This is a genomic window from Streptomyces sp. NPDC002788, from assembly GCF_053592115.1.
On record NZ_JBSFVB010000009.1, the window covers coordinates 250,207 to 273,192 of the forward strand.

Here is a 22,986-nt window from a genome sequence, read left to right on the forward strand (position 1 = left end):
CTGCGGGTCCTTCAGTCACATCGGCTCGGAGCCGGCGTCAGGCCGCCTTGGGGGCGTTGACGTCGCTCGGCAGCGCCTTCTGGGCGACCTCAACGAGCGCGGCGAACGCACCGGCGTCGTTGACGGCCAGCTCGGCCAGGATCTTGCGGTCGACCTCGACGTTCGCGGCCTTCAGACCCTGGATGAAGCGGTTGTAGGTCATGCCGTTGGCGCGGGCAGCGGCGTTGATGCGCTGGATCCACAGCTGGCGGAAGTCACCCTTGCGCTTCTTGCGGTCGTTGTAGTTGTAGACCAGCGAGTGGGTGACCTGCTCCTTGGCCTTGCGGTACAGACGCGAACGCTGACCGCGGTAGCCGGAGGCCTGCTCGAGGATCGCCCGGCGCTTCTTGTGGGCGTTGACTGCCCGCTTGACGCGTGCCACTTCTTAACTCCTTGTAGCGGGGCCGCGGTGATACTCACACGGCCCGGAATCGATTGGGTCCCGGTTTTGACGTGCGGCGCTCACGCGCCGGGCGTCACTTGCCGAGAAGCTTCTTGATCTTCGCGGCGTCGCCCGGGGCCATCTCGGCGTTGCCGGTGAGGCGACGCGTCACACGGGACGACTTGTGCTCGAGCAGGTGGCGCTTGCCGGCGCGCTCGCGGAGCACCTTGCCGGAGCCGGTGATCTTGAAGCGCTTGCTGGCACCGCTGTGCGACTTGTTCTTCGGCATAGCGCCGTTCTCTCCTCGTCGGTGGCGCTCCGGTGCCCGGTCGTGGAAACCGGGCACGGTGGAGCGTCGTCTTGTTTCGGTTGCTTCCTGGGACTCGCGTCCCCAGGGGTCACGCCTCGGCGGGCTCCTCGGCCGGCGCCTCGGCGTCCGCGTCGGATTCCGCGGCGTTCTGCGAGCGGCCGGGGTGGGCCTTCGCGTCCGCCTTGCGGGCTTCCTGCGCCTGACGAGCCTCGGCCATCGCCTCGGTCTTCTTCTTGTGCGGACCGAGAACCATGATCATGTTTCGGCCGTCCTGCTTCGGGTTCGACTCCACGAAACCGAGGTCCTGGACGTCCTCCGCGAGACGCTGCAGCAGTCGGTAGCCCAGCTCGGGCCGGGACTGCTCGCGACCACGGAACATGATCGTGATCTTGACCTTGTCGCCCTGCTTGAGGAACCGGACGACGTGACCCTTCTTGGTGTCATAGTCGTGCGGGTCGATCTTCGGCCGGAGCTTCATCTCCTTGATGACCGTGTGCGCCTGGTTCTTGCGCGCCTCACGGGCCTTCATGGCCGACTCGTACTTGAACTTCCCGTAGTCCATGAGCTTGCACACGGGCGGACGGGCGTTCGCCGCGACCTCGACCAGGTCCAGGTCGTACTCCTGCGCAAGCTCCAGTGCCTTGGCCAGGGGGACGATGCCCACCTGCTCGCCACTGGGACCGACAAGTCGCACCTCGGGAACGCGAATCCGGTCGTTGATGCGGGGCTCGGCGCTGATGGATCCTCCTCGGTAGCACCACGCGACGGTCTGGCGGACGGCCGCGTAACGTCTCTTTTCGATAGACCTAACCGCGCCGAAGCACAAAAAATGCCCCGGACGATTCCCAGGCGGGGCTCCTCGAACTACCGGAGCACCGCCGCGGGGATTCCGCGGGGCGCGATTTCGGACGGGTCGCCGCCGCTGGGACGGGACCGTCTGACCGGTGACCCGCCGCCCTGGGGGTGGTCGGGTGGGAGTTCGAAAGCCTCCACTTGTGGGCCGGGCTCGCGGGCTGTGAGGCATACGTGTCCGACCGGTCGTTACACGAGATTACCAGCAATGGCCAGGAAGGGCTAATTCCGGCGCCCCGGGCCCTGGTGCGGTGCGCGCCCGTCCTGCGCCTATCGTGTGGGACATGAGTGAGACCCCTCCTGAGTCCCCCGACTTCGACGCCATGGCCCGTGACATCGCCGAGGTCCCGGCTGTCGAGGTGATCGTGACGGTCGCCGTCAACCTGATGAGCGCCGCCGCCGTGAAGCTCGGCCTGACCGAGGAGGGCGAGAAGCACAAGGACCTCGACGAGGCCCGCAAGCTGGTGCACGCGCTGGCCGGGCTGCTGGACGCGACCGCGACAGAGATCAGCTCGTTCCACGCGGCGCCCCTGCGCGACGGCCTGAAGTCGCTGCAGCTGGCGTTCCGCGAGGCCTCGCTCGTCCCGGACGAGCCGGGCCAGGGCCCGGGAGAGAAGTACACGGGCCCGGTCTACGGCTAGACCGGATCTCAGCGCACGTACAGGGGCTCGCCCGGGGGCGTCGCCTCGGCCGGCAGCAGTGCCAGGTCGAGGCCGCGCACCAGGCGGGCCCTCAGTGTTTCGTCGGCGGCGAGCCGCCGGGCGACGGCCCGGGCGGCTTCAGCCGGGGCCGCGGACGGGTCGAGGACCAGGGCGAGGGTGCCGTCGGCCTGTCCCGGACCGAGGTGGGCGCGCAGCACGGCGGGCTCGGCGGCCACGGCCTCGCGTACGGCGCCGACGACTGCCGGGTCGGCGAGCGGGTCGGTCGTGGCACGGCCCTCCGCGAGGGCGAGCAGGGCGGGGCCGGTCAGTTCGAACGGCACGGGTCCGGCCATGTCCAGCACGACCGTGTCCGCCTTCTCGTGCGCGGCGGCCTGGAGGGCCTGGTGCAGCGGTACGGCGACGGGACGGGCCTGCGGGTCCCAGCGGGCGAGGGAGTCGGTGGAGGTGAAGGCCGGGAGGGCGGTGCGGTTCCCGGCCTTCAGGGTCGGTACGGCCATGTCGCTGGTCTTCTCGCGGCGCAGTCCCCGCTCGTCCTCCTCGGCCTCACCGAGCACGGCCACGACGGGGACGAGCAGCCGGGCGCCCTTGAGCGCCTCCAGCACGGGTCCCACCGCACTGTGGTCCTCGGCCCAGGCGGCGAGGGCCGCGCTCAGCCGGAGGTCGGCGGAGCCGTCGTCGTCGGAGAAGCCAGGGTCGGGGATGTTCTTGTTCGCCACGGTCGTCGAGCCTATCGGCCGGCGGTCGGGCCACCGGCGGCGGCTCAGAAGTCCTGGCGGCTCGTACGGCCGCGCCACAGGACGACCGCCGCGACCAGGAGGACCCCGCCGGCGCCGCCCGCGAGAGGGGCGGCCCAGTCGGCGGTGTCGCCGGAGGCGGCGGCGTCCGGGCCGCTGCCGAAGTACTCCTCGCCGTACGACGCCGACCGCAGGCCCTCGGGTTTCAGCCGGTCGGCGGCCTTGATGGCGGCGGCCGGGTCGACGAAGCCGAAGCCGCGGGAGTCGTCGCGGCCCCCGGTGGGGGCGTTGCGGGCGGTCTCCTCCAGGAGCGACTTGATCTGGGCCGGGGTCAGGCCGGGGTGCGCGGCCTTGACCAGGGCCGCGGCGCCGGAGACGAACGCGGCGGCGGCGCTGGTGCCCCAGCCCTCGTAGTACTTGTGGTCCGGGTCGGCGATGACGACGTCGACGCCGGGGGCGCTGACGGTGGCGTACCAGCGGCGGGTGGAGAAGGAGGCGCGGGTTCCGGCGCGGTCGACGGCGGTGGCGGCGATGACGCCCGGGTAGGCGGCCGGGTAGGAGATGTGGTCGCCCTTCTCGCCGCCGTTGCCGGCGGAGGCGACGACGACCACGCCCTTCTTCAGGGCGTACTGGATCGCCTGGTCCTCGGTGGGTTCCGGGTGCGCGGAGGCGGAGTCGTCGCCGAGGGAGAGGTTGATGACGTCGGCGCCGTGGTCGGCGGCCCAGCGGATGCCCTCCGCGAGGGCGTTGCCGCGGGTGCTGCGGGCCTTGGCGCGGGCGGGGTCGCCGTCCTCCAGGATCACGCGTACGGGGAGGATCTTCGCCTCGGGTGCGATGCCGAGGACGCCGTCGGCGTTGCCCGGGCCGTGTCCGTGGCCGGCGATGATGCCGGCCATGGCGGTGCCGTGCCGGGCCCAGGCACGGTCGCCGGGTTCGGCCCCGAAGCCGACCAGGTCCTTGCCGGGGAGGACGTTGCCGACCAGGTCGGGGTGATCCTCCTCGACACCGGTGTCCAGGACGGCGACCGTGACGCCCCGGCCCTTCGTGATCTGCCACGCCTCCTCGGTGTGCATGGCCTCGAGGGCCCACTGCTGGGCGCGGATGCCGTCGGCGTGGGCCGTGGTGGCGGGGAGGAGGACGAGGGCGGCGGTCAGCAGGGCGCCGAGGGCTGCGGCGGCTCGGCGGGCCCGGGCGGTGCCGGCCGTCTTCCTGGTGGCTCTCACGACGGCTGCTCCGTGGCCGAGCGGACGTTCTTGCGGAGGTCGCGTTCGACGCGGTCGGCGAGGCCCTGCGCCTCGTAGCCGAGGCCGGCCTGGGCCGGGTCGGTGGTGGCGTTCGGCGCCATGGCGTCCTCGGCGGGCTGCGGGTCGTCGACGGTGCGGCCGTCGGCCCAGCCGGAGACGGCGTAGACGACGACCGGGGCCTCGGTGAGCACGGAGACCGTCCAGGAGGCGCGCTGCTCGGCTCCGAACTCCGCGGCGGGAGTGCCCTGCGCGGCGTACGGCAGGGGCATCAGGTCGCTGCGGCGGTCGAGGCGCTCCTTGCGGAAACGGTTCGCGAGGGAGGTCATGCCGGGGGCGTCGGCCGTGGTGAAGAGCAGGCCGACGGTGGTCACGTAGCTCTCGGTGGCGTCGGTGTAGGTGGCGCGCAGGAGGCGTTCGCAGCCGGCGGGGGCGAGGGCCTTGCGCAGCAGCGGGTCGAAGGCGTCCTCGCAGCCGCTGTCCGGGGCGACGGCGATCCGGGTCCAGGCGCGGTCGGCTCCGCCGGGGCCGGCGCCCCTGCCCTGCACGGTGGGCGGGAACAGCCGGTCGACCGGGACGTTGTGCCACATGCTTCCGGCCGCGCTGAAGGTGCCGCGCGAACCCGCTCCCCCGGAGCCCCCGACGAGCCAGCTGCCGGTGACCGCGCCCGAGATGAGGCCCAGTCCGAGCACGAGACACACGGCGGCCGCGGCGGCCTGAGACGCCCCGCGCCGCCCGAGCGGCCGGGGCCGCGCGTCACCACCGTCGTACCCCTCGGGCGCACCGAACGACACGAGGGGGCGCGTGGCGCCGGGCCCGCCGCCGGGGGCGAGAGGGGCACTCCAGGAGAGGGCGGGGTCGGGAGAAACGGGGGCGGAGTCCGGGCGCGGTGGGGCGGAGGGGGCGGTGCGGGCTCGCTCCGGGGGAGCGGCGGGCGCGGGCCGCTCGGCGTGCGGGGAGGGGATGCGCACGCCTCGCCCGGCGGTGGTGCGGGGATCCGGACCCGGGCCGGCGTGAGGATCGCGTGTGGGGCGCGGCGGGGTGCCGGGCCGCTCGGAACCGGGGCGGCCCGCCGTCGTACCCGACCTGGTCTGCGACCCCGGCGTACCGGGGCGAGCGGAGGATCCGGCAGATCCGGCAGGTGACGGGTCCGCGGGAATCGGGCGCAGGCGAGCGGTCGTCTCCGAGGAGTTCTCGTCCGGGGCTCCGGTACGACGAGGCGGGGGGAGGCGGAACGGGCGCCCGGCGCCGGTCGTCTCCGACGAGACCCCGGCCGAAACGTCCGAACGGCCCGGCGCGTGGACGCGCTGCGGCCGGCCGGTCGTCTCCGACCTGCCCGAAGCGTCCGAACGGCCGGACGTGGGAAGGCGGAACGGCCGGGCGGTCGTCTCCGGGGAGCCCGAGAAGCCGGAACCGGCCGAGGCGGCCGGGTCGTTCGAACGGCCTGACCGGTCGGACGAGCCCGGCGAGGCCTGGGCGTCGCCGGAGCGGTCCGCTGTGGGGAGGTGGCTCGGCCGCGGAGGGTCGGAGTCGTGCCGGGGCTCACGGCCGACGCCGGGCGGCGTGTCCGGGAAGCGTGCGGAGGCGGGGGGCGGGGGCGGCGACGAGGGCTCGCCGCGCCGAGGTGCGATGACACCGAAGCTCGGGAGGCGTGGACGGTTCGAGCCGCCGCCGGCACCGGAGGACACCGCACCGGGCGCGCCGGCCATGCCGGCGCCCCTGCCCGTTCCGCCGGAGCCGGAGGACGCCGCGCCGGCCGTACCGGCAACCCTGCCGGCTCCGCCCGAACCGGAAGAGGTGGCACCAGAAGTGCCGGCGGCCGTTCCGGATGCCGCGCTCCCGGGCGTCGACGCGTGGCCCCCGCGGAAACGCCCGCGCCCGTCCGCCTCCGTCGCGGCCCTAGGAGCGCCTCCCGACCGCGCACTCCCGTCGGACCCGCCACGGGTCCCGCCCGGGGCGGACCCGGCCGGGTCCGCGTCCGCCGCCCACGACGGCCGCCGCGCTCCCGGCGTCGGGCGCCCGGGCGCCTCCGCACGGGACGCGCCGGTGCCGAACGGGCCGCGGGCGTCCGGGACCGGCGGTGTGCTGCCCGTCGCCGGAGAACGCTTCACCGGGGTGTCCGTCTCATCCGCCGCGGGGGCCTCCGGAGGGACCGGGGGGTGGGCGGGGCGCGGTGGGGTGGTGGGGCGAGGGGGGAAGGAGGCACGCTGCGCTTCCGTGCTCATGCACCCCCCGTTTCCTCATGCCCGGGCCGCTCGTCTCGCGCGGGCCGGTGTCGTCCTGCCCGAGGCCCGGCACACTTCGTCCCGGGCACACATACCCGTACCGACGGAGCGTCATCCCGGCGCGGATCCCCGGCCGGCGACGTTCCGCCGTACGTGCGCGTCACTCTACGGCTTGTCCCCGGGCGAACGGGAACCAGTCCACGAGCCCGGGGCATCTGCCCGGAACGTCCCCCTACCCTGCGGTAATCCGGTCTGGCAGGCTGCGTTCATGACTGCCCGCGCCGCCGACCGGGCCCGTTACGAACGGGCCACCGCCCATCTCGACGCCCCTCTCGCGATCGTGGATCTGGACGCCTTCGACGCCAACGCCGCCGACCTGGTCCGCCGCGCCGGGGGCAAGCCCGTCCGGGTCGCCAGCAAGTCCGTGCGGTGCCGGGCGCTGCTGGAACGCGTCCTGGCCCGGGAGGGCTTTGCGGGGATCATGTCGTTCACCCTGGCCGAGTCGCTGTGGCTGGCCCGGTCCGGGTTCGACGACGTGCTGCTCGCCTACCCGTCCGCCGACCGTGCCGCGTACGCCGCACTCGCCGGTGACCCCAAGCTGGCCGCGGCGGTGACCGTGATGGTCGACGACGTCGCGCAGCTGGATCTGATCGACGCCTCCCGGGGCGATGGGCGTGAAGTCGTGCGGGTGTGCCTGGAGTTGGACACCTCGCTGAGGCTGCTCGGGGGGCGGGTGCGCGTCGGGGCCCGGCGTTCGCCGCTGCACTCCCCCGCCCAGGTCGCCGACGTGGCCCGGGCGGTGACCCGGCGGCCGGGCTTCGAGGTCGTGGGCATCATGGCCTACGAGGGGCATGTCGCCGGTGTCGGGGACGCGGTGGCCGGGCGGCCGCTGCGGTCCCGTGCGATACGGCTGATGCAGGCCGCCGCCAAGCGCGAACTCGCCGAGCGGCGTGCGGAGGTGGTGCGCGCGGTGCGGGCCGTCGTGCCGGGGCTGGAGTTCGTCAACGGCGGCGGCACCGGCTCGGTGCAGCACACGGCGGCCGAGGACGCGGTGACGGAGATCGCCGCCGGGTCGGGGCTGTATGTGCCGCGGCTGTTCGACAACTACACGTCGTTCCGCGGCCGTCCGGCGGCCCTCTTCGCCCAGCCCGTCGTACGGCGGCCGGGGGTCGGGGTCGTGACGGTCCTGGGGGGTGGGTACCCCGCGTCCGGCGCGGCCGGGGCCGACCGGCTGCCCGTGCCGTATCTGCCCGAGGGGTTGCGCTACGACCCTCAGGAGCAGGCCGGTGAGGTGCAGACGCCGCTGCTCGGCTCGGCCGCCGACGATCTGCTGATCGGCGACAAGGTGTGGTTCCGGCACGCGAAGGCCGGCGAGCTGTGCGAGCGGTTCGAGGCACTGCACCTGGTCGAGGGCGACGCGGTGACGGCGACCGTGCCGACCTACCGCGGCGAGGGCCACACGTTCCTGTAGCGGCTCAGCTCGTCAGTCCGGCGGGCCGATGCCGCTGCCCACGCCGCCGCCCGTGTCCGCGTCGCCGACCGGGCGGACGGCTTCGGTGATGCGGTTCATGTCGGTGAGCGGCGGCCCGTCCTCCCCCGCGTCGAAGACGTACCGGACGAGGACCGGTGACTCGGTGCCGACGCTGGAGGGGAAGACGAGCGACTGGACGCAGCCGCCCGGCCCCTTGGCGGTGTGCACGCGCCGGCGCACCAAGTACCCGGCGCGGCCCGCCACCGCGACCGGCCCGGACTCGAGGACCTCGTGGACCTCCCTGCCGCCGTAGGGTAAGGACCCCTTACAGGGGCGTGACGTACGCCCCCGAGATGCCGCCGTCGACCAGGAAGTCGGTGGCGTTCACGAAGGCGGAGTCGTCGCTGGCCAGGAAGGCCACGGCGGCGGCGATCTCCTCGGCCTCGGCGAACCGGCCCAGCGGGATGTGCACCAGGCGGCGTGCGGCGCGCTCCGGGTCCTTGGCGAACAGCTCCTGCAGGAGGGGGGTGTTGACCGGGCCGGGGCACAGGGCGTTCACGCGGATGCCCTCCCGGGCGAACTGCACGCCCAGCTCGCGGGACATGGCGAGGACGCCGCCCTTGGAGGCCGTGTACGAGATCTGCGAGGTGGCCGCGCCCATCCTCGCCACGAAGGACGCGGTGTTGATGATCGAGCCCTTGCCCTGGCGCCGCATGTAGGGGATGGCGGCCTTGCAGCACAGGTAGACGGAGGTGAGGTTGACCTCCTGGACGCGCTTCCAGGCCTCCAGGCCGGTCTCCAGGATGGAGTCGTCGTCGGGCGGGGAGATGCCGGCGTTGTTGAAGGCGATGTCGACGCTGCCGTAGGTGTCGTAGGCCGTCTCGAAGAGGGCCTCGACCTCCTCGGGGTCGGTCACGTCGACCTTCACGAAGGTGCCGCCGACGTCCTCGGCGGCCGCCTTGCCGCGGGCCTCGTCGACGTCGCCGCAGACGACGTGCGCGCCCTCGGAGGCGAGGCGGCGGACGGCAGCGAGACCGATGCCGCTGCCGGCTCCGGTGACGACGGCGGTACGGCCGACCAGACGGCGGCAGATGCTTTCCTGGGCAGTCACTGTGCGGGGCCCTCCGTGCTGATGAAGACGTTCTTGGTTTCGGTGAAGGCGGCCAGGGCGTCGGGGCCGAGCTCGCGGCCGACGCCGGACTGTTTGTAGCCGCCGAACGGGGTCCAGTAGCGGACGCTGGCGTGGGAGTTGACGGACAGGTTGCCGGCGCGGACGGCCTGGGAGACGCGCAGGGCGCGGCCGACGTCGCGGGTCCAGATGGAGCCGGACAGGCCGTAGGGGGTGTCGTTGGCCAGGCGGATGGCGTCCTGCTCGTCGGTGAAGGGCAGGAGCACGGCGACCGGGCCGAAGATCTCCTCGCGGGCAGCCGGGGAGTCGGGCCGCTCTCCGGTGAGCACGGTCGGCGGGAACCAGAAGCCGGGTCCCTCGGGCGCGCTGCCGCGCAGGGCCGGGGCGTCGTCGGGCACGAGCTCCGTGACGCGGTCGAGTTGCAGCCGGGAGATCAGCGGGCCCATCTGGGTCTTCTCGTCGGCCGGGTCGCCCACGACCACGGCGGCCAGGGCTTCGGCGAGCAGTTCGCGGACCTCGTCGTAGACCGCCTCCTGGACGAGCACGCGGGTGCGGGCGCAGCAGTCCTGGCCGGAGTTGTCGAGGAAGGAGAAGGGATCGACGGCGGCCTTCAGGTCGGCGTCGGCGAAGACGATGTTGGGGCTCTTGCCGCCGAGTTCGAGGGTGACCGGCTTGATCTGCTCGGCACCGAGGGCCGCGACCCGCTTCCCGACGCGTGTGGAGCCCGTGAAGGCGATCTTGGCGACACCGGGGTGGCGTACCAGCGCGTCGCCCGCGATGTCGCCGCGTCCCGGCAGAACCTGGAAGAGGTGCTCGGGGAGCCCGGCTTCCAGGGCGAGTTCGGCGAGGCGCAGCGCGGTGAGCGGTGTGGTCTCGGCGGGCTTGAGGAGGACCGCGTTCCCGGCCGCGAGGGCGGGTGCGGTTCCCCAGGCGGCGATGGGCATGGGGAAGTTCCAGGGGGCGATCACGCCGACGACGCCGAGCGGTTCGAGGATCGTGACGTCCAGGCCGCCGGGCACCGGGATCTGCCGGCCGGTGAGCCGCTCCACTCCCCCGGCCGCGTAGTCCAGCAGGTCGCGGACGTTGCCGGCCTCCCAGCGGGCGTTGCCGAGGAGGTGGCCCGCCTCGCGGACCTCCAGCCGGGCCAGTTCCTCCAGGTGCTCGTCGACGGTGGCCGCGAAGCGGCGCAGCAGCCGGGCGCGGTCGCCGGGCGGGAGGGCGGCCCATTTCTGCTGCGCCCGGCCGGCGCGGGCGACGGCCGCGTCCACGTCGGCGGCGGTGGCGCCCGGGACGGTGGCGACGACCTCCTCGGTCGCGGGGTTCAGGACGTCCAGCTGGTACTCGGAAGACAAAGAGGGCCTCACAGACGTTCGAAGGAGCGGCGCAGCTCCCAGTCGGTCACCGCGGCGTCGAACGCGTCCAGTTCGACCCGCGCCATGTTGCGGTAGTGCGCGACGACCTCGTCCCCGAAGGCGGCCTGGGCGATGGGGCTGTTCGCCCAGAGCTCGGCGGCCTCGCGCAAGGTGGTGGGAACGTGGGCGAGGTCGGCGGCGTAGGCGTTGCCGGGACAGGGCTCGGGCAGTTCCAGCTTCTGCTCGATGCCGTGCAGTCCGGCCGCGACCAGCCCGGCGACGGCGAGGTAGGGGTTGACGTCGCCGCCGGGCAGGCGGTTCTCGAAGCGCAGGGAGCGGCCGTGGCCGACGACGCGCAGCGCGCAGGTGCGGTTGTCGTGGCCCCAGGCGACGGCGGTCGGGGCGAAGGAGCCGGGCTGGAACCGCTTGTAGGAGTTGATGTTCGGGGCGTAGAGCAGGGAGAAGTCGCGGAGGGCGGCGAGCTGGCCGGCGAGGAAGTGGCGCATGACCTCGGACATGCCGCCTTCGAGGTCGCCGGCCATGGCGTTGTTGCCGTCGGCGTCGGCGAGCGAGAGGTGGATGTGGCAGGAGTTGCCCTCGCGCTCGTTGTACTTGGCCATGAAGGTGATCGACATGCCCTCCTGGGCGGCGATCTCCTTGGCGCCGGTCTTGTAGACGGCGTGCTGGTCGCAGGTGACCAGGGCCTCGTCGTAGCGGAAGGCGATCTCGTGCTGGCCGGGGTTGCACTCGCCCTTGGCGGACTCGACGGTGAGCCCGGCGCCTGCCATCTCGTTGCGGATGCGGCGCAGCAGGGGCTCGATGCGGCCGGTGCCGAGGACCGAGTAGTCGATGTTGTACTGGTTGGCCGGGGTGAGGCCCTTGTAGCCCGCGTCCCAGGCCTGTTCGTAGGTGTCCTTGAAGACGATGAACTCCAGCTCGGTGCCGACCTGGGCGGTGTAGCCGAGCTCGGCCAGGCGTTCCAGCTGGCGGCGCAGGATCTGGCGGGGGGCGGCGACGACCGGGGAGCCGTCGTTCCATGCGAGGTCGGCGTGGAGCATGGCCGTGCCCTCGTTCCAGGGGACGCGACGCAGGGTGGTCAGGTCCGGGTGCATGGCGAAGTCGCCGTAGCCGCGGTCCCAGGAGGACATCGCGTAGCCGTCGACGGTGTTCATCTCGGTGTCGACGGCGAGCAGGTAGTTGCAGCCCTCCGTGCCGTGCTTGAGGACCTCGTCGAGGAAGAAGCGGGCGGCGAACCGCTTGCCCTGGAGCCGCCCTTGCATGTCGGGGAAGGCAAGGACGACAGTGTCGATCTCACCGCCCGCGACGAGGGCGTGCAGTTCCTCGACGCTCAGCGGGGGTGTGCGGTGTGCCACGGGAGGGCCTCCTTGGCTCCTTGGGTCCGCCGGGAGCCATAAGGTATTCCTGAGAACCATTGCTTGGGAAGGGGGCACGGCCACATGCCGGAGGACGACGGCGGGGGCGAGCTGCGGGACGGGCTGACGCCGGTGCTGCGGCCGGTGCGCGCGGGCAACGGCTTCGAGGAGGCCCTGGAGCAGATCCTCCAGGTCGTGCGGCTGGGTCTGGTGCCGGGAGGCGAGCGGCTGCCGGCCGAGCGGGAGCTGGCGGAGCGGCTGGGGATCAGCCGGGTGACGCTGCGCGAGGTGCTGAAAGTACTCCAGGACCAGGGGCTGGTGGAGTCGCGGCGCGGCCGGTACGGCGGCACGTTCGTGCTGCCGCGTCACGACGCCGGCGGCGAGGACGAGCTGCGGCGCCGGATCGCCGAGGTCGACATAGAGGACGTGCTGCGGTTCCGGGAGGTGCTGGAGGTGGGCGCGGCGGGGCTGTGCGCGGCGCACGGGCTGGACGACAAGCAGGCGGAGCGACTGAGGGAAGCACTGGCGCGCACGCACGACGCCCCGCTCACCGACTACCGCCGCCTGGACACGCTGCTGCACCTCACGCTCGCCGAGCTGTCCGGCTCCCCCACGCTCACCGCCCAGTACGCGGCCGTGCGCGCGAGCGTCAACGACCTGCTGGACTGCATCCCGCTCCTCGTGCGCAACCTGGAGCACTCCCAGCGGCAGCACACGGCCCTGGTGGAGGCCGTGATCGAGGGCGACGCCGACCAGGCGCGGGAGATCATGCGCGAGCACTGCGGGGGCACGGCGGCACTGCTGCGGGGCTTCCTCGGCTGAGCCGGTCCGGGACCCGGCGGGGTTCAGCGCAGGCACCCGGCGGGCCGAGGATTTACGGGCGATTAACGCACGGGTCTTGCCATCCCGTGGTGGACACGGCAAAGGTATGGATCCATTCCATTGAGCCGGAGCCCGCTCGACCCTTGTCCGCCTCCCGTGGGGAGTCTGCCCATGTCCCAGGAATCCACCAGCACACCCGCCGCGGAGGCGGACGATTATCTGGAGCGCAGAGCGCTCCGCCGCGGCAGCGCCGGCTGGGTGCTGCTGACCGGTCTCGGCGTCGCCTACGTCGTCTCCGGTGACTACTCGGGCTGGAACTTCGGCCTGGCCGAGGGCGGCTTCGGGGGCCTCGCCATCGCCATGGTGCTCATGGGCACGATGTACGCCTGTATGGTCTTCGCCCTCGCCGAACTGTCCTCGATTCTGCCCACGGCGGGCGGCGGCTACGGCTTCGCCCGCCGGGCGCTCGGCCCGTGGGGCGGTTTCCTCACCGGTACGGCGATCCTCATCGAGTACGTCCTCGCACCCGCCGCCATCGTCATCTTCATCGGCGACTACGTCGAGTCGCTGGGCCTGTTCGGCCTGGAGTCCGGCTGGCCGATGTACCTGGTCTGTTTCGCGATCTTCCTCGGCATCCATCTGTGGGGCGTGGGCGAGGCGCTGCGCTTCAGCTTCGTCGTCACCGGCATCGCGGTGGCGGCCCTGATCGTGTTCGCGGTGGCGGCGCTGCCCGACTTCTCCTTCGGCTCGCTGGACGACATCCCGGCCGACCCCTCCGCCGCCGGTTCGAGCTCGTGGCTTCCCTTCGGTCTGCTCGGCATCTGGGCGGCGTTCCCCTTCGGCATGTGGTTCTTCCTCGGCGTCGAGGGCGTGCCGCTGGCGGCCGAGGAGACCAGGGAACCGGCCCGTACGCTGCCGAAGGCCATCCGCTGGTCGATGGGCATCCTGGTGGTGCTGGCGGTGGTCACGTTCTTCGCGGCGGCCGGCGCCCGCGGCTCCGCGGCCGTCCAGGAGGCGGGCAACCCGCTGGTGGAGGCGCTCCAGCCGGGCGGCGAGGCGACGCCCCTGAGCCGGATCGTGAACTACGCGGGCCTGGCCGGTCTGGTCGCGTCGTTCTTCTCCCTGATCTACGCGGGCTCGCGCCAGCTGTTCGCCCTGTCCCGCGCGGGTTATCTGCCGCGCTTCCTGTCCCTCACCAGCCGCCGGAAGGCCCCGTACCTGGGCCTGCTGGTGCCCGGCACGATCGGCTTCCTGCTGGCGGCGGTGTCGGGCGACGGTGCCCGGATGCTGAACGTCGCCGTCTTCGGCGCGACCATCTCCTACGCGCTGATGTCCCTGTCCCACATCGTCCTGCGCCGCCGCGAGCCTGAGCTGGCGCGGCCGTACCGTACGCCGGGTGGCGTGCTGACCTCCTCGGTCGCCCTGGTGCTGGCCTGTGCCGCGCTGGTGGCCACGTTCCTGGTGGACGTCACGGCGGCGTTCATCGCGCTGGTGGTGTACGCCGTGGCCGTCGCGTACTTCGGCCTGTACAGCCGCAAGCGGCTGGTGGCGAGGGCGCCGGAGGAGGAGTTCGCGGCACTGGCGGCGGCCGAGGCAGAGTTGGCACGAGACTGAGGCGTCGAGCAGAGCGGTGAGGGAGTTTCCGTGAGCAGGCCGTTGATCGGGGTCAGCACCTACCTGGAGGCCGGTGCGCGCTGGGGCGTGTGGGAGCTGGAGGCCGCGCTGCTGCCGGTCGGCTACCCCCGGCTGGTGCAGCGGTCGGGCGGCCTGGCCGTGATGCTGCCGCCCGACGCCCCCGAGCACGCGGCCGCGGCCGTGGCCCGGCTGGACGGGCTGGTCATCGCGGGCGGGCCGGACGTCGAACCGGTCCGGTACGGGGCGGAACGGGAGTCGCGGACGGGGCCGCCGGCCCCGGAGCGGGACGCGTGGGAGCTGGCCCTGATCGACGCGGCGCTCGCTGCGGGTGTGCCGCTGCTGGGGATCTGCCGGGGCATGCAGCTGCTGAACGTCGCGCTGGGCGGCACGCTCGTGCAGCACATCGACGGGCATGCGGAGGTCGTGGGCGTGTTCGGCGGCCATGCCGTCAAGCCGGTGCCGGGCAGTCTGTACGCCGGTGTCGTCCCGGAGGAGACGTTCGTGCCGACGTACCACCATCAGGCCGTGGACCGCCTGGGCGAGGGCCTGGTCCCGTCGGCGTACGCGGCGGACGGAACGGTGGAGGCGGTGGAACTGCCGTCCGCCCGGTGGGTGCTGGGGGTGCAGTGGCATCCGGAGATGGGCGAGGACACCCGGGTGATGAGGGCGCTGGTGGAGGCGGCCGCCAAGGCCTGACGGGCCCCGTAGCGGGGAGGAAACAGGGCCTGTCGTTGGGATCGGGTCGCAGGGAATCGGCCGCGGCCTGCCATCGCCGCGAGCGGGGTCTGGTGCGGGCGGCGGCAAGGGGGCGGAGGGAGTCGATGCGGAGCGGTGGGGCCCTCCCGCTCGCGCGAGGCCGAGAGGGAAGAGTGACGACAGCGCGGCAGACGCGCGTGCCGGCCCCCCGTCTGCGGCGTGATCCGAACGACCGGCCTAGCCCCGCGTCAGCGACAGCAGGTCCCGCGCCGGCCCGGTGGGGCGATGCCCCGTGGGCCACACCGCCCTCAGATCCCGCGCCAGGGCCACGCCCTCCACCGGCACCCGCACCAGCCGCCGCATCGCCAGTTCCTCGCCCACCGCCAGTTCACTCAGCACCGCCGGCCCCGCACCGCTCACGGCCGCCGCCTTCACCGCCGTCGTCGAGGACAACTCGATCAGCGGCCGGGCCAGCCCTCCCAGCGCCGCGTCCAGGACCTGACGCGTACCCGACCCCTTCTCGCGGAGGATCAACGGCGTCGACGCCAGTTCCTCCGCGGCCAGCGACCGCCGCCGGCGGGCCCATGCGTGGCCCGGCGCGGTCACCACTATCAGCCGATCGTGCGCGATCACCGCCGAGTCGAGCCCGGGCGGCACCGACAGCCCCTCCACGAACCCCAGATCCGCCTCGTCAGACAGCAGCCGTTCCGCCACCACCGTCGAGTTGCCCGCGTGCAGCGACACCGCCGTGTCGGGCCGCTGCGCCCGCAGCGCGAGCAGCCAGCCAGGCAGCAGGTACTCGGCGATCGTCATGCTCGCGGCCACCCGCAACCGCGAGTCCCGGCGGTCGCGCAGCGCCTGCGCCCCGGCGTCGAAGGCCTCCGCCGCCTCCACGATCCGCCGCGCCCAGTCCGTCACCAGCGCGCCGGCGTCCGTGAGCCGGGAGCCACGGGGCGAGCGGTCGACCAGCGCCACACCGAGCTGCCGCTCCATCGACCGGACCCGGCTGCTGGCCGCGGGCTGGGTGATGCCGAGTTCCCGCGCCGCCCCGCCGAGGCTGCCGAGCCGCGCCACCGCCAGCAGCAGTTCCAGGGCGCCGAGGTCCGGCACCCGGTGCGCCAGGGATCCGGCGACCGCGGGACCGGCCTGCTCATCCGCGTTGCTCATAAACCCAGCTTATGCCGCCCTGGAAGCGTACTCCCCGGCGCGGCTGCTCCCCCGGCCCCACCGCGGGGTTCACGGTTACCGCGGCCCGGCCCCCTCGCGTCCTCCCTGTCCGTCCGTCACCTCGGGCCCGACCGGTACGCCACCGTCATGGGCACCCCCGCCGTCGCCACCGCCGCAGCCCCGCCGGCGCTGCATGTCCCCGGGCTGCGCGGCGCGCTCGCTGCGGTCCGGGCCCTCACCCTCGTCCCGCTCCTGACCCTGCTCGCCGCCCGGGCCGTGCACCGCCGCCACCGGGACCAGGCCCGCGGCCACCTCCTCGCCCCGGCCACGGCACCCGGCACTGGGCCGGCACACCGGGCTCATGACGTACGCGGGAGCGGCGTTCGCGCTGTACGCGGTGCTGGTCGTGGCGTGGGGCAACGCCGCCGTGGGCACCGTACGCGGACTGCTCAGGGGCGAGCCGCTCGCAGCGCCCGGCCCAACACCCGAGGGGCCTCGGCCAGCGACGGTCCGTACCACGTCAGGTGCCGTCCGCTGACGAGCGCGCAGGGCAGGCCGGGAAAGGCCTCAGGACCGTCGTCGGCGGTGAAGCGGTACGGCTCGTCCGGGAGGACGACCAGGTCCGGGGCGCAGGCGCGGAGCTCCCGCAGGGGCACGCGAGGGTAGCGGTCGGAACACGTCGCGTGCACGTGGTCGACGCCGAGGCGGGCCAGGACGTCGCCCGCGAAGGTGTCACGGCCCAGGACCATCCACGGGCGGCGCCAGATCGGCACGACCGCCGTCCGCCGGGTCGCCGGCGGTGGCAGGGACGACCAGGCCTCCTCCGCCTCGTCCAGCCAGCGCGGCCGAGCCGCCACCCCGCAGGCGTCCAGCACCCGGGCCAGCTCCCGGAATGCCTGCGGCACATCACGGATCTCCGTCACCAGGACGTCGAGACCCCCCGCGCGCAGGGCCGCCAGGTCGGGTTCGCGGTTCTCCTCCTCGTTGGCGATCACCAGGTCGGGTGCGAGGGAGAGGATCCGGTCGGTCCGGGGGTTCTTGGTGCCGCCGACCCGTACGGCGTCCAGGCCCGGCGGGTGCGTGCACCAGTCGGTGACGCCGATCAGGGTGCCGGGCGCCGAAAGGGCCACGGCCTCGGTCAGCGACGGGACGAGTGAAACCGCCCTCACCGGCGCGGCCGGTCCCGGACCGCCTCGATGTGCTCCGCCACGGCGACGACGATCACGCGGGTGTCCGACTCCGCCGCCCGCCAGCGGTGCCGTACACCGCCGGTGAGGTAGAGCGTGTCGCCGCGGCCCAGGCGGTAGGCGCGGCCCTCCGCCTCGATCTCCACCGCACCGTCGGCGACGTACATCAACTGGTCGTTGCGGTATCGGAATTCACGGCCCGCGTCATGGTCGCCGGTGAACTCGGAGGCGTGCATCTGGTGGTGCCCGCGCACCAGGGACCGGGTCCGGGGCAGCGGCTCGGTGCCGTCGGCGCGGACCACGTCCACGCTGCACGCGGGGTCGGCCGCGGCGAGGAGCTCCACCGCGGTGGTGCGCAGGGCGTCGGCGACCTTCTCCAGGGAGCTGCGGCTCGGGCGCGCGCGGTCGTTCTCGATCTGGCTCAGGAACGGGACCGACAGGCCGCTGCGCTCGGCCACGACGGCGAGGGTGAGCTCCAGCGCGCGGCGCCGCCGGCGCACGGCCGCGCCCACCCGCAGGGGCTGCTCTTTGTGGTCGCCCATCGCTCCGGCTCCCTCCTTCGCCCGTCGATCCGCTCCCCGTACCCCGGTGTCCCGGCGCACTCCGCCTGTTGAGTTGTCTGCACCCTACGCATGTTCGGCAAACCGTTTCATGCGCCCGTCGCATCGCCGTCGTACCAGGCGGTGCGCGCCTCACAGTTCGCGCCAGGGGATCCGCCGTGCGGGGCGGGGGGGCGGGCGTTCTCCTGTGGGAAGGAACAGGGAAGGGAAGGGGTTCGGGGGGTGGCATAGCGCTGTGTGGTTGTCCGGATCCCGCTCGTGGGATCGGGGCGGGGCGGGACGCGGCGTGTCGCGCGTCCCACCCCGGCACCCTACTGCGGTGTCATGCGGTTCACCATGTCCGGGTGCTGCTTCAGCCAGGCGGCGACGGCCTCTTCCTCGTGGCCCTGGCCCCGGTCCTTGATCGCGCTCTCCAGGCTGCCGAGCTCGTCCTCGGTCATCTTGAAGTTCTTGATCCACTTGGTGAGCCGCGGGTACCGCTCGGGGAACTTCTCGCTGGAGATGGTCCGGATCGTGTTGCCCTCGCCGAACGCCTTCTCGGGGTCCTTCAGCTTGGTGAGCTTGTAGTCGCTGTACGCCCAGTGCGGCGACCAGAGCGTGACCGCGATCGGCTTCTTCTCGGCGTACGCCCGCTTCAGCTCGGCCAGCATGGCCGGCGTGGAGCCGTCGACGACCTCGTACTCCTTGTCGAGGCCGTAGCCGGGCAGGACCTTGGTCTTCAGCAGGTTCATCTCGCCGGTGCCGGGCTCGATGCCGATGATCTTCCCGCCGAAGGTGCCGGACTTGCCCTTGAGGTCCTCCAGGGAGTCGACGCCCTTGACGTAGGACGGTACGGCGATCTCCAGTGAGGTCGGTTCGTACCAGGTGCCGAGGTCCTTGAGGCGGTCCTTGTTCCTGTCCCAGTAGTTCTTCTGGGCGTAGGGCAGCCAGGCGTCGAAATTGAGGTCGAGATCGCCCGAGGCGAGGCCGGTGTACACCGGGCCGACGTCCATCTGCTTGAGGTTCAGCCGGTAGCCGCGCCGTTCCAGGACGTTCTTCCACAGGTACGTGACGGCGATGTCCTCGTCCCAGGGGAACCACGCCACGTCCAGCGGCCGCTCGGCCTCGGCGGGGGTGCCGCCGGCGGTGTCCTTGACCGGGGCGAGCTTGTCGACGTATCCGGGGTGCTGCTTCAGCCAGGCGCGGACGGCCGCCTGCTGGTTGCCCTTGCCCGCCTTGTTGATCTCGGCTTCGAGGCTGGTGAGCTCCTTCTCGCTCATCGTGAACTTCTTCAGCCAGCCGGCGACCGTCGGGTCGTCGTCCGCGAAGCCCTTGCGGGCCAGCGTGTGCACACCGTCGCCCTCGCCCCAGGCGCCCTTCGGGTCCTTGAGCTTCTTCAGCGCGTAGTCGTTGTACGCCCAGTGCGGCGACCAGAGCGTGACGACGATCGGCTTCTTCTGGGCGTACGCGCGCTTCAGCTCGGCGAGCATCGCGGGCGTGGAGCTGTCGACGACCTTGTACTCCGTGTCCAGGCCGTACTCCTTGAGGACCTTGCTCTTCAGCAGGGCCATCTCGCCGGCGCTGGACTCGATGCCGGTGATCTTGCCGCCGAACTCGGAGGCCTTGCCTTTGAGGTCGGCCAGGGAGTCGATGCCCTTCATGTAGGCGGGCACGCTCAGCTCCAGGGACGTCTTGTCGTACCAGGCACCGAGGTCGTCGAGCTGCTTGCCGTACTTCTTCCAGTACTGGGCGTGGGTGGTGGGCAGCCAGGCGTCCGTCTGGAAGTCGACGTCACCCTGGGCGAGCGAGGTGTAGAGCGGGCCCGCGTCGAACTGCTCGGCCTCGACCTCGTAGCCGCGCTGCTCCAGGGCCTCCTTCCACAGGAAGGTGGAGGCGACGCCCTCGTCCCAGGGGATGTAGCCGATGCTGATCTTCTTGCCCTGGCCGACGTCCTTGCTGTCGGCCGCGGCCGTGGCACCGGTGCTGCCGCCGCCGAGGACGCCCATGCCGCCCGCGGCGAGGGCGAGGACGACGACGCCGACCACGGCGACGACCGGGCGGGGCCGGTACGACCAGATCTTCAGGCCCTGGGCTGCGCGCAGTCTGGCGGCGGCGCGGCGGCCGAGCGGGGAGACCTGGGTGCCCAGGGCACTGGTCATGCGGTCCAGGTAGATCGCGAGGATCACGATGGCGACACCGGCCTCGGAGCCGAGGCCCACGTCGAGCTGGCCGATGGCCTCGTTGACGTCGCCGCCCAGGCCGCCGGTGCCGACCATGCCGGCGATCGCGGCCATGGACAGGCCGAGCATGATGACCTGGTTGACGCCCGCCATGACGGTGGGCAGCGCGAGCGGGAGCTGGACGCGCAGCAGCGTGTTGCGGGGCGTGGTGCCGAACGCCTCGGCCGCCTCGACCAGTTCCTTGTCGACCTGCCGGATGCCCAGCTCGGTCATGCGCACGCCCGGGGCGAGCGCGAAGATCAGGGTGGCGACGATGCCGGCCGGGGCGCCGGTGCCGAAGAACAGGATCGCCGGGATGAGGTAGATCATCGCGGGCAGCGTCTGCATGAAGTCCAGGACGGGCCGGACCAGTCCGCTGACGCGGTCGGAGCGGGCCGCCCAGATGCCCACGGGCAGGGAGATCACCAGGGCGATGACGGTCGCCACGAGGACGAGCGCCAGGGTGATCATCGCGTTCTCCCACAGTTCGAGGGAGTCGATGAACGCGAATCCCACGAAGGTGAGGACACCGGCGAGCGTGCCGCGCAGCCAGAAGGCGATCACGGCGAAGATGCCCGCGAGGAGCAGCGGTTCGGGGGCTTGGAGGACGGCGTTGATGCCGTCGTACAGGCCGAGGAAGACGGTCTTGCAGAAGTCGAACAGCCATCCCATGTGGGTGGTGAGCCAGTCGACCGCGTCGTTCACCCAGCTGCCGAGCTGAATCCTAGGCACGGGCGATCACCTTCTCTCCGCCCGTGTCGCGCGGGGAGTCGCAGGACTGCGGGGCGGCGTCCCGCTCGTCGCCGAGGAAGCCGACCAGCCGCTGCAGGGGCACCACGCCGACCAGCTTGTCGTTCTCGTCCACCACTGAGACGGGGTGGGAGAGCCGGGCGCTGATCGCGCACAGCTCGGTGAACGGGGTGTCGGTCGTGGCGGTCCGGCAGTGGCAGCCCGGGGCGTCGCCGGTGACCGCGCTGTCCATCAGCTCGCCCGCGGTCAGGACGCGGGAGCGGTCGACGTCCTGAGTGAAGGAGGCGACGTAGTCGTCCTCCGGGCGCAGCAGGATGTCCTGCGCGGTGCCGTTCTGGACGATGCGGCCGTCGCGCATGACGGCGATGCGGTCGCCCAGGCGCATGGCCTCGTTCAGGTCGTGGGTGATGAAGACGATCGTCTTCTTGAGCTTCTGCTGGAGTTCCAGGAGCTGGTCCTGCATGTCGCGGCGGATCAGCGGGTCCAGGGCGCTGAAGGACTCGTCCATGAGCAGCAGGTCGGCGTCGGTGGCCAGCGCGCGGGCGAGACCGACGCGCTGCTGCATGCCGCCGGAGAGCTCGTCGGGCCAGGACTTCTCCCAGCCGGCCAGGCCGCACAGGGCGAGCGCCTCGTCGGCGCGGCGTGCGCGCTCGGCGCGGGGCACGCCCTGCACTTCCAGACCGTAGGCGGCGTTCTCGCGCACACTGCGGTGCGGGAAGAGCGCGAAGTGCTGGAACACCATGCTGATCTTCCTGGAGCGGACCTCACGCAGCTCGCGGTCGCTCAGCGCGGTCAGGTCCTGGCCGCCGAAGCGCACGTGTCCGGCGGTCGGTTCGAGCAGGCCGTTCAGCATGCGCAGCAAGGTGGACTTGCCCGAGCCGGACAGGCCCATGACGACGAAGATCTGGCCGGGTTCCACGGTGAAGGACGCGTCGATCACGGCGGCGGTCGCGCCCTCGGCGCGCAGCTCGTCCCGGCCGGCTCCGCCACGCAGCCGCTCGACCGCCCGGTCCGGTCTCCTGCCGAACACTTTGTAAAGGCTCTCTGCCTCAAGCGTCGCGGACACGTGCACCTCTGTTTCCTTGGCGACAGAACAGAGCGAGGACAGGGCGCAAACAGTTGAAATGCGCAACCAGTCTCACTCCGAGGCCGCGCCTCCCCCCGATGCTCGAAGCCAAACGCAGGAGTGGGGAGCTTCACACGGGACGAGCGGAGCACAACGCGTCGCGCAGCGCCGAGTGGCTGTCGGTGGCGTACGGCATGATGCGTGGCGTGACCGGACGACTGATGCTCCTCGACACCGCTTCCCTGTACTTCCGCGCCTACTTCGGCGTCCCGGACTCGGTCAGGGCCCCGGACGGCACGCCGGTGAACGCCGTGCGCGGACTGCTCGACTTCATCGACCGCCTGGTCAAGGACCACCGGCCCGACCAGCTCGTGGCCTGCATGGACGCCGACTGGCGGCCGCACTGGCGGGTGGAGCTGATCCCCTCCTACAAGGCGCACCGCGTCGCCGAGGAGCACGCGGCCGGGCCGGACGAGGAGGAGGTGCCCGACACGCTGTCGCCGCAGGTGCCGGTCATCGAGGCGGTGCTGGACGCGGTGGGCATCGCTCGCGTGGGCGTCGCGGGGTACGAGGCGGACGACGTGATCGGCACGTTCACCGCTCGGGCGAAAGGCCCGGTCGACATCGTCACGGGTGACCGCGACCTGTACCAGCTGGTGGACGACGCGCGCGGGGTGCGCGTGCTGTACCCGCTGAAGGGCGTGGGCACGCTGCAGCACACCGATGAGGCGGTGCTGCGTGCGAAGTATGGGGTCGACGGGGGCGGGTACGCGGATCTGGCCCTGCTGCGCGGTGACCCCAGCGACGGCCTGCCGGGCGTGCCGGGCATCGGTGAGAAGACGGCCGCCAAGCTGCTGGCCGAGTTCGGTGACCTGGCCGGGATCATGGCGGCGGTCGAGGACCGGCGGTCGAAGCTGACGCCGACGCAGCGCAGGCGGCTGGACGAGGCGCGCCCGTACCTCGCGGTCGCGCCGAAGGTGGTCCGGGTCGCGGACGACGTGCCGCTGCCCGAGGTCTCCACGGCGCTGCCGAGGTCCCCGCGCGACCCGGCGGCCCTTGCGGAGCTGGCCGCCCGGTGGGGTCTGGGCGGGTCGCTGGAGCGGCTGCTGGCGACGCTTGCGGCGTGACGGAGGCG

At 72.6% G+C, this 22,986-nt stretch carries 21 protein-coding genes and 1 pseudogene; 6 read left to right on the plus strand and 16 right to left on the minus strand.

Translation table 11 applies throughout. From position 1 onward, the window contains the following. Positions 1 to 37: 37 nt before the first annotated feature. From rplT to infC, 3 genes are all read right to left on the minus strand, one after another. Positions 38 to 421 carry a 50S ribosomal protein L20 gene (rplT, locus tag ACWD1U_RS19015; protein ID WP_003989074.1) on the minus strand — a complete coding sequence of 128 codons (384 nt, stop codon included), beginning with the start codon at positions 419 to 421 and terminating at the stop codon, positions 38 to 40. Positions 422 to 515: 94 nt separating this feature from the next. Further along, positions 516 to 710 (minus strand): 50S ribosomal protein L35, encoded by a 195-nt coding sequence (gene rpmI / locus ACWD1U_RS19020; RefSeq protein ID WP_003977225.1) that lies wholly within the window; start codon positions 708 to 710, stop codon positions 516 to 518. A 109-nt stretch (positions 711 to 819) separates the two neighbouring features. Further along, on the minus strand, positions 820 to 1,470 hold the full coding sequence (gene infC, locus ACWD1U_RS19025; protein ID WP_451108983.1) for a translation initiation factor IF-3: 651 nt from the start codon (positions 1,468 to 1,470) through the stop codon (positions 820 to 822). Between the two features lie 397 nt (positions 1,471 to 1,867). Here infC and ACWD1U_RS19030 point away from each other — a divergent pair, with 397 nt between their 5' ends. After that, positions 1,868 to 2,224 (plus strand): DUF1844 domain-containing protein, encoded by a 357-nt coding sequence (locus ACWD1U_RS19030; RefSeq protein WP_062925865.1) that lies wholly within the window; start codon positions 1,868 to 1,870, stop codon positions 2,222 to 2,224. 8 nt (positions 2,225 to 2,232) lie between these two features. On the opposite strand, the gene ACWD1U_RS19035 is transcribed toward ACWD1U_RS19030, so the two are convergent. Genes ACWD1U_RS19035 through ACWD1U_RS19045 form a run of 3 tightly spaced genes read right to left on the minus strand, consistent with a single transcriptional unit; the run spans position 2,233 to position 5,191 of the window. Next, positions 2,233 to 2,961: an SseB family protein gene (locus ACWD1U_RS19035; RefSeq protein WP_451108855.1), complete on the minus strand. Its 729-nt coding sequence runs from the start codon at positions 2,959 to 2,961 to the stop codon at positions 2,233 to 2,235. A 44-nt stretch (positions 2,962 to 3,005) separates the two neighbouring features. Continuing rightward, positions 3,006 to 4,202, minus strand: coding sequence for a type VII secretion-associated serine protease mycosin (mycP, locus tag ACWD1U_RS19040; RefSeq protein ID WP_451108857.1), 1,197 nt, complete (start codon positions 4,200 to 4,202; stop codon positions 3,006 to 3,008). After that, positions 4,199 to 5,191, minus strand: coding sequence for a hypothetical protein (locus ACWD1U_RS19045; protein ID WP_451108859.1), 993 nt, complete (start codon positions 5,189 to 5,191; stop codon positions 4,199 to 4,201). The genes mycP and ACWD1U_RS19045 overlap by 4 nt, the downstream gene beginning before the upstream one ends. 1,522 nt (positions 5,192 to 6,713) lie before the next feature. On the opposite strand from ACWD1U_RS19045, the gene ACWD1U_RS19050 reads away from it, so the two are divergent. Beyond that, the gene (locus tag ACWD1U_RS19050) at positions 6,714 to 7,916 is read left to right on the plus strand and encodes an amino acid deaminase/aldolase (protein WP_451108861.1); all 1,203 of its coding nucleotides are present in this window, start codon (positions 6,714 to 6,716) and stop codon (positions 7,914 to 7,916) included. A gap of 12 nt (positions 7,917 to 7,928) precedes the next feature. On the opposite strand, the pseudogene ACWD1U_RS19055 reads toward ACWD1U_RS19050, so the two are convergent. The 4 genes and pseudogenes from ACWD1U_RS19055 to ACWD1U_RS19070 form a co-directional block, all read right to left on the minus strand. Then, positions 7,929 to 8,240, minus strand: a pseudogene (locus ACWD1U_RS19055) (hypothetical protein); the annotation flags it as partial. Position 8,241: 1 nt separating this feature from the next. Next, complete coding sequence (locus tag ACWD1U_RS19060) at positions 8,242 to 9,027, minus strand: 3-oxoacyl-ACP reductase (RefSeq protein WP_451108863.1); 786 nt, start codon at positions 9,025 to 9,027, stop codon at positions 8,242 to 8,244. Further along, on the minus strand, positions 9,024 to 10,397 hold the full coding sequence (locus tag ACWD1U_RS19065) for an aldehyde dehydrogenase family protein (protein ID WP_451108865.1): 1,374 nt from the start codon (positions 10,395 to 10,397) through the stop codon (positions 9,024 to 9,026). Before ACWD1U_RS19065 ends, ACWD1U_RS19060 begins: the two co-directional genes overlap by 4 nt. A gap of 8 nt (positions 10,398 to 10,405) precedes the next feature. Continuing rightward, entirely contained in the window at positions 10,406 to 11,770 is a 1,365-nt protein-coding gene (locus ACWD1U_RS19070) for a glutamine synthetase family protein (RefSeq protein WP_451108867.1), read from the minus strand. An 84-nt stretch (positions 11,771 to 11,854) separates the two neighbouring features. Between ACWD1U_RS19070 and ACWD1U_RS19075 the strand changes: the two genes are divergently transcribed. From ACWD1U_RS19075 to ACWD1U_RS19085, 3 genes are all read left to right on the plus strand, one after another. After that, complete coding sequence (locus tag ACWD1U_RS19075) at positions 11,855 to 12,592, plus strand: FadR/GntR family transcriptional regulator (protein WP_451108869.1); 738 nt, start codon at positions 11,855 to 11,857, stop codon at positions 12,590 to 12,592. 171 nt (positions 12,593 to 12,763) lie between these two features. Further along, positions 12,764 to 14,206, plus strand: coding sequence for an ethanolamine permease (gene eat / locus ACWD1U_RS19080; protein ID WP_451108870.1), 1,443 nt, complete (start codon positions 12,764 to 12,766; stop codon positions 14,204 to 14,206). A gap of 42 nt (positions 14,207 to 14,248) precedes the next feature. After that, the gene (locus ACWD1U_RS19085) at positions 14,249 to 14,923 is read left to right on the plus strand and encodes a gamma-glutamyl-gamma-aminobutyrate hydrolase family protein (protein WP_451108985.1); all 675 of its coding nucleotides are present in this window, start codon (positions 14,249 to 14,251) and stop codon (positions 14,921 to 14,923) included. A 237-nt stretch (positions 14,924 to 15,160) separates the two neighbouring features. Here ACWD1U_RS19085 and ACWD1U_RS19090 read toward each other — a convergent pair whose 3' ends face one another. The 6 genes from ACWD1U_RS19090 to ACWD1U_RS19115 all read right to left on the minus strand — a co-directional run bounded on the left by ACWD1U_RS19090 (position 15,161) and on the right by ACWD1U_RS19115 (position 21,851). Further along, the gene (locus ACWD1U_RS19090; protein ID WP_451108871.1) at positions 15,161 to 16,090 is read right to left on the minus strand and encodes a LysR family transcriptional regulator; all 930 of its coding nucleotides are present in this window, start codon (positions 16,088 to 16,090) and stop codon (positions 15,161 to 15,163) included. A gap of 75 nt (positions 16,091 to 16,165) precedes the next feature. Next, complete coding sequence (locus ACWD1U_RS19095; protein ID WP_451108873.1) at positions 16,166 to 16,510, minus strand: hypothetical protein; 345 nt, start codon at positions 16,508 to 16,510, stop codon at positions 16,166 to 16,168. 29 nt (positions 16,511 to 16,539) lie between these two features. Then, entirely contained in the window at positions 16,540 to 17,259 is a 720-nt protein-coding gene (locus ACWD1U_RS19100) for a helical backbone metal receptor (protein ID WP_451108875.1), read from the minus strand. Beyond that, positions 17,256 to 17,819, minus strand: a complete 564-nt coding sequence (locus tag ACWD1U_RS19105; RefSeq protein ID WP_451108877.1) for a helix-turn-helix domain-containing protein — start codon at positions 17,817 to 17,819, stop codon at positions 17,256 to 17,258. Before ACWD1U_RS19105 ends, ACWD1U_RS19100 begins: the two co-directional genes overlap by 4 nt. A 329-nt stretch (positions 17,820 to 18,148) precedes the next feature. Then, positions 18,149 to 20,767 carry an ABC transporter permease/substrate binding protein gene (locus tag ACWD1U_RS19110; protein ID WP_451108879.1) on the minus strand — a complete coding sequence of 873 codons (2,619 nt, stop codon included), beginning with the start codon at positions 20,765 to 20,767 and terminating at the stop codon, positions 18,149 to 18,151. Then, positions 20,760 to 21,851, minus strand: coding sequence for a quaternary amine ABC transporter ATP-binding protein (locus tag ACWD1U_RS19115; RefSeq protein WP_451108881.1), 1,092 nt, complete (start codon positions 21,849 to 21,851; stop codon positions 20,760 to 20,762). Before ACWD1U_RS19115 ends, ACWD1U_RS19110 begins: the two co-directional genes overlap by 8 nt. A 221-nt stretch (positions 21,852 to 22,072) precedes the next feature. Between ACWD1U_RS19115 and ACWD1U_RS19120 the strand changes: the two genes are divergently transcribed. Further along, the gene (locus ACWD1U_RS19120) at positions 22,073 to 22,978 is read left to right on the plus strand and encodes a 5'-3' exonuclease (RefSeq protein WP_451108987.1); all 906 of its coding nucleotides are present in this window, start codon (positions 22,073 to 22,075) and stop codon (positions 22,976 to 22,978) included. Positions 22,979 to 22,986 lie beyond the last annotated feature (8 nt).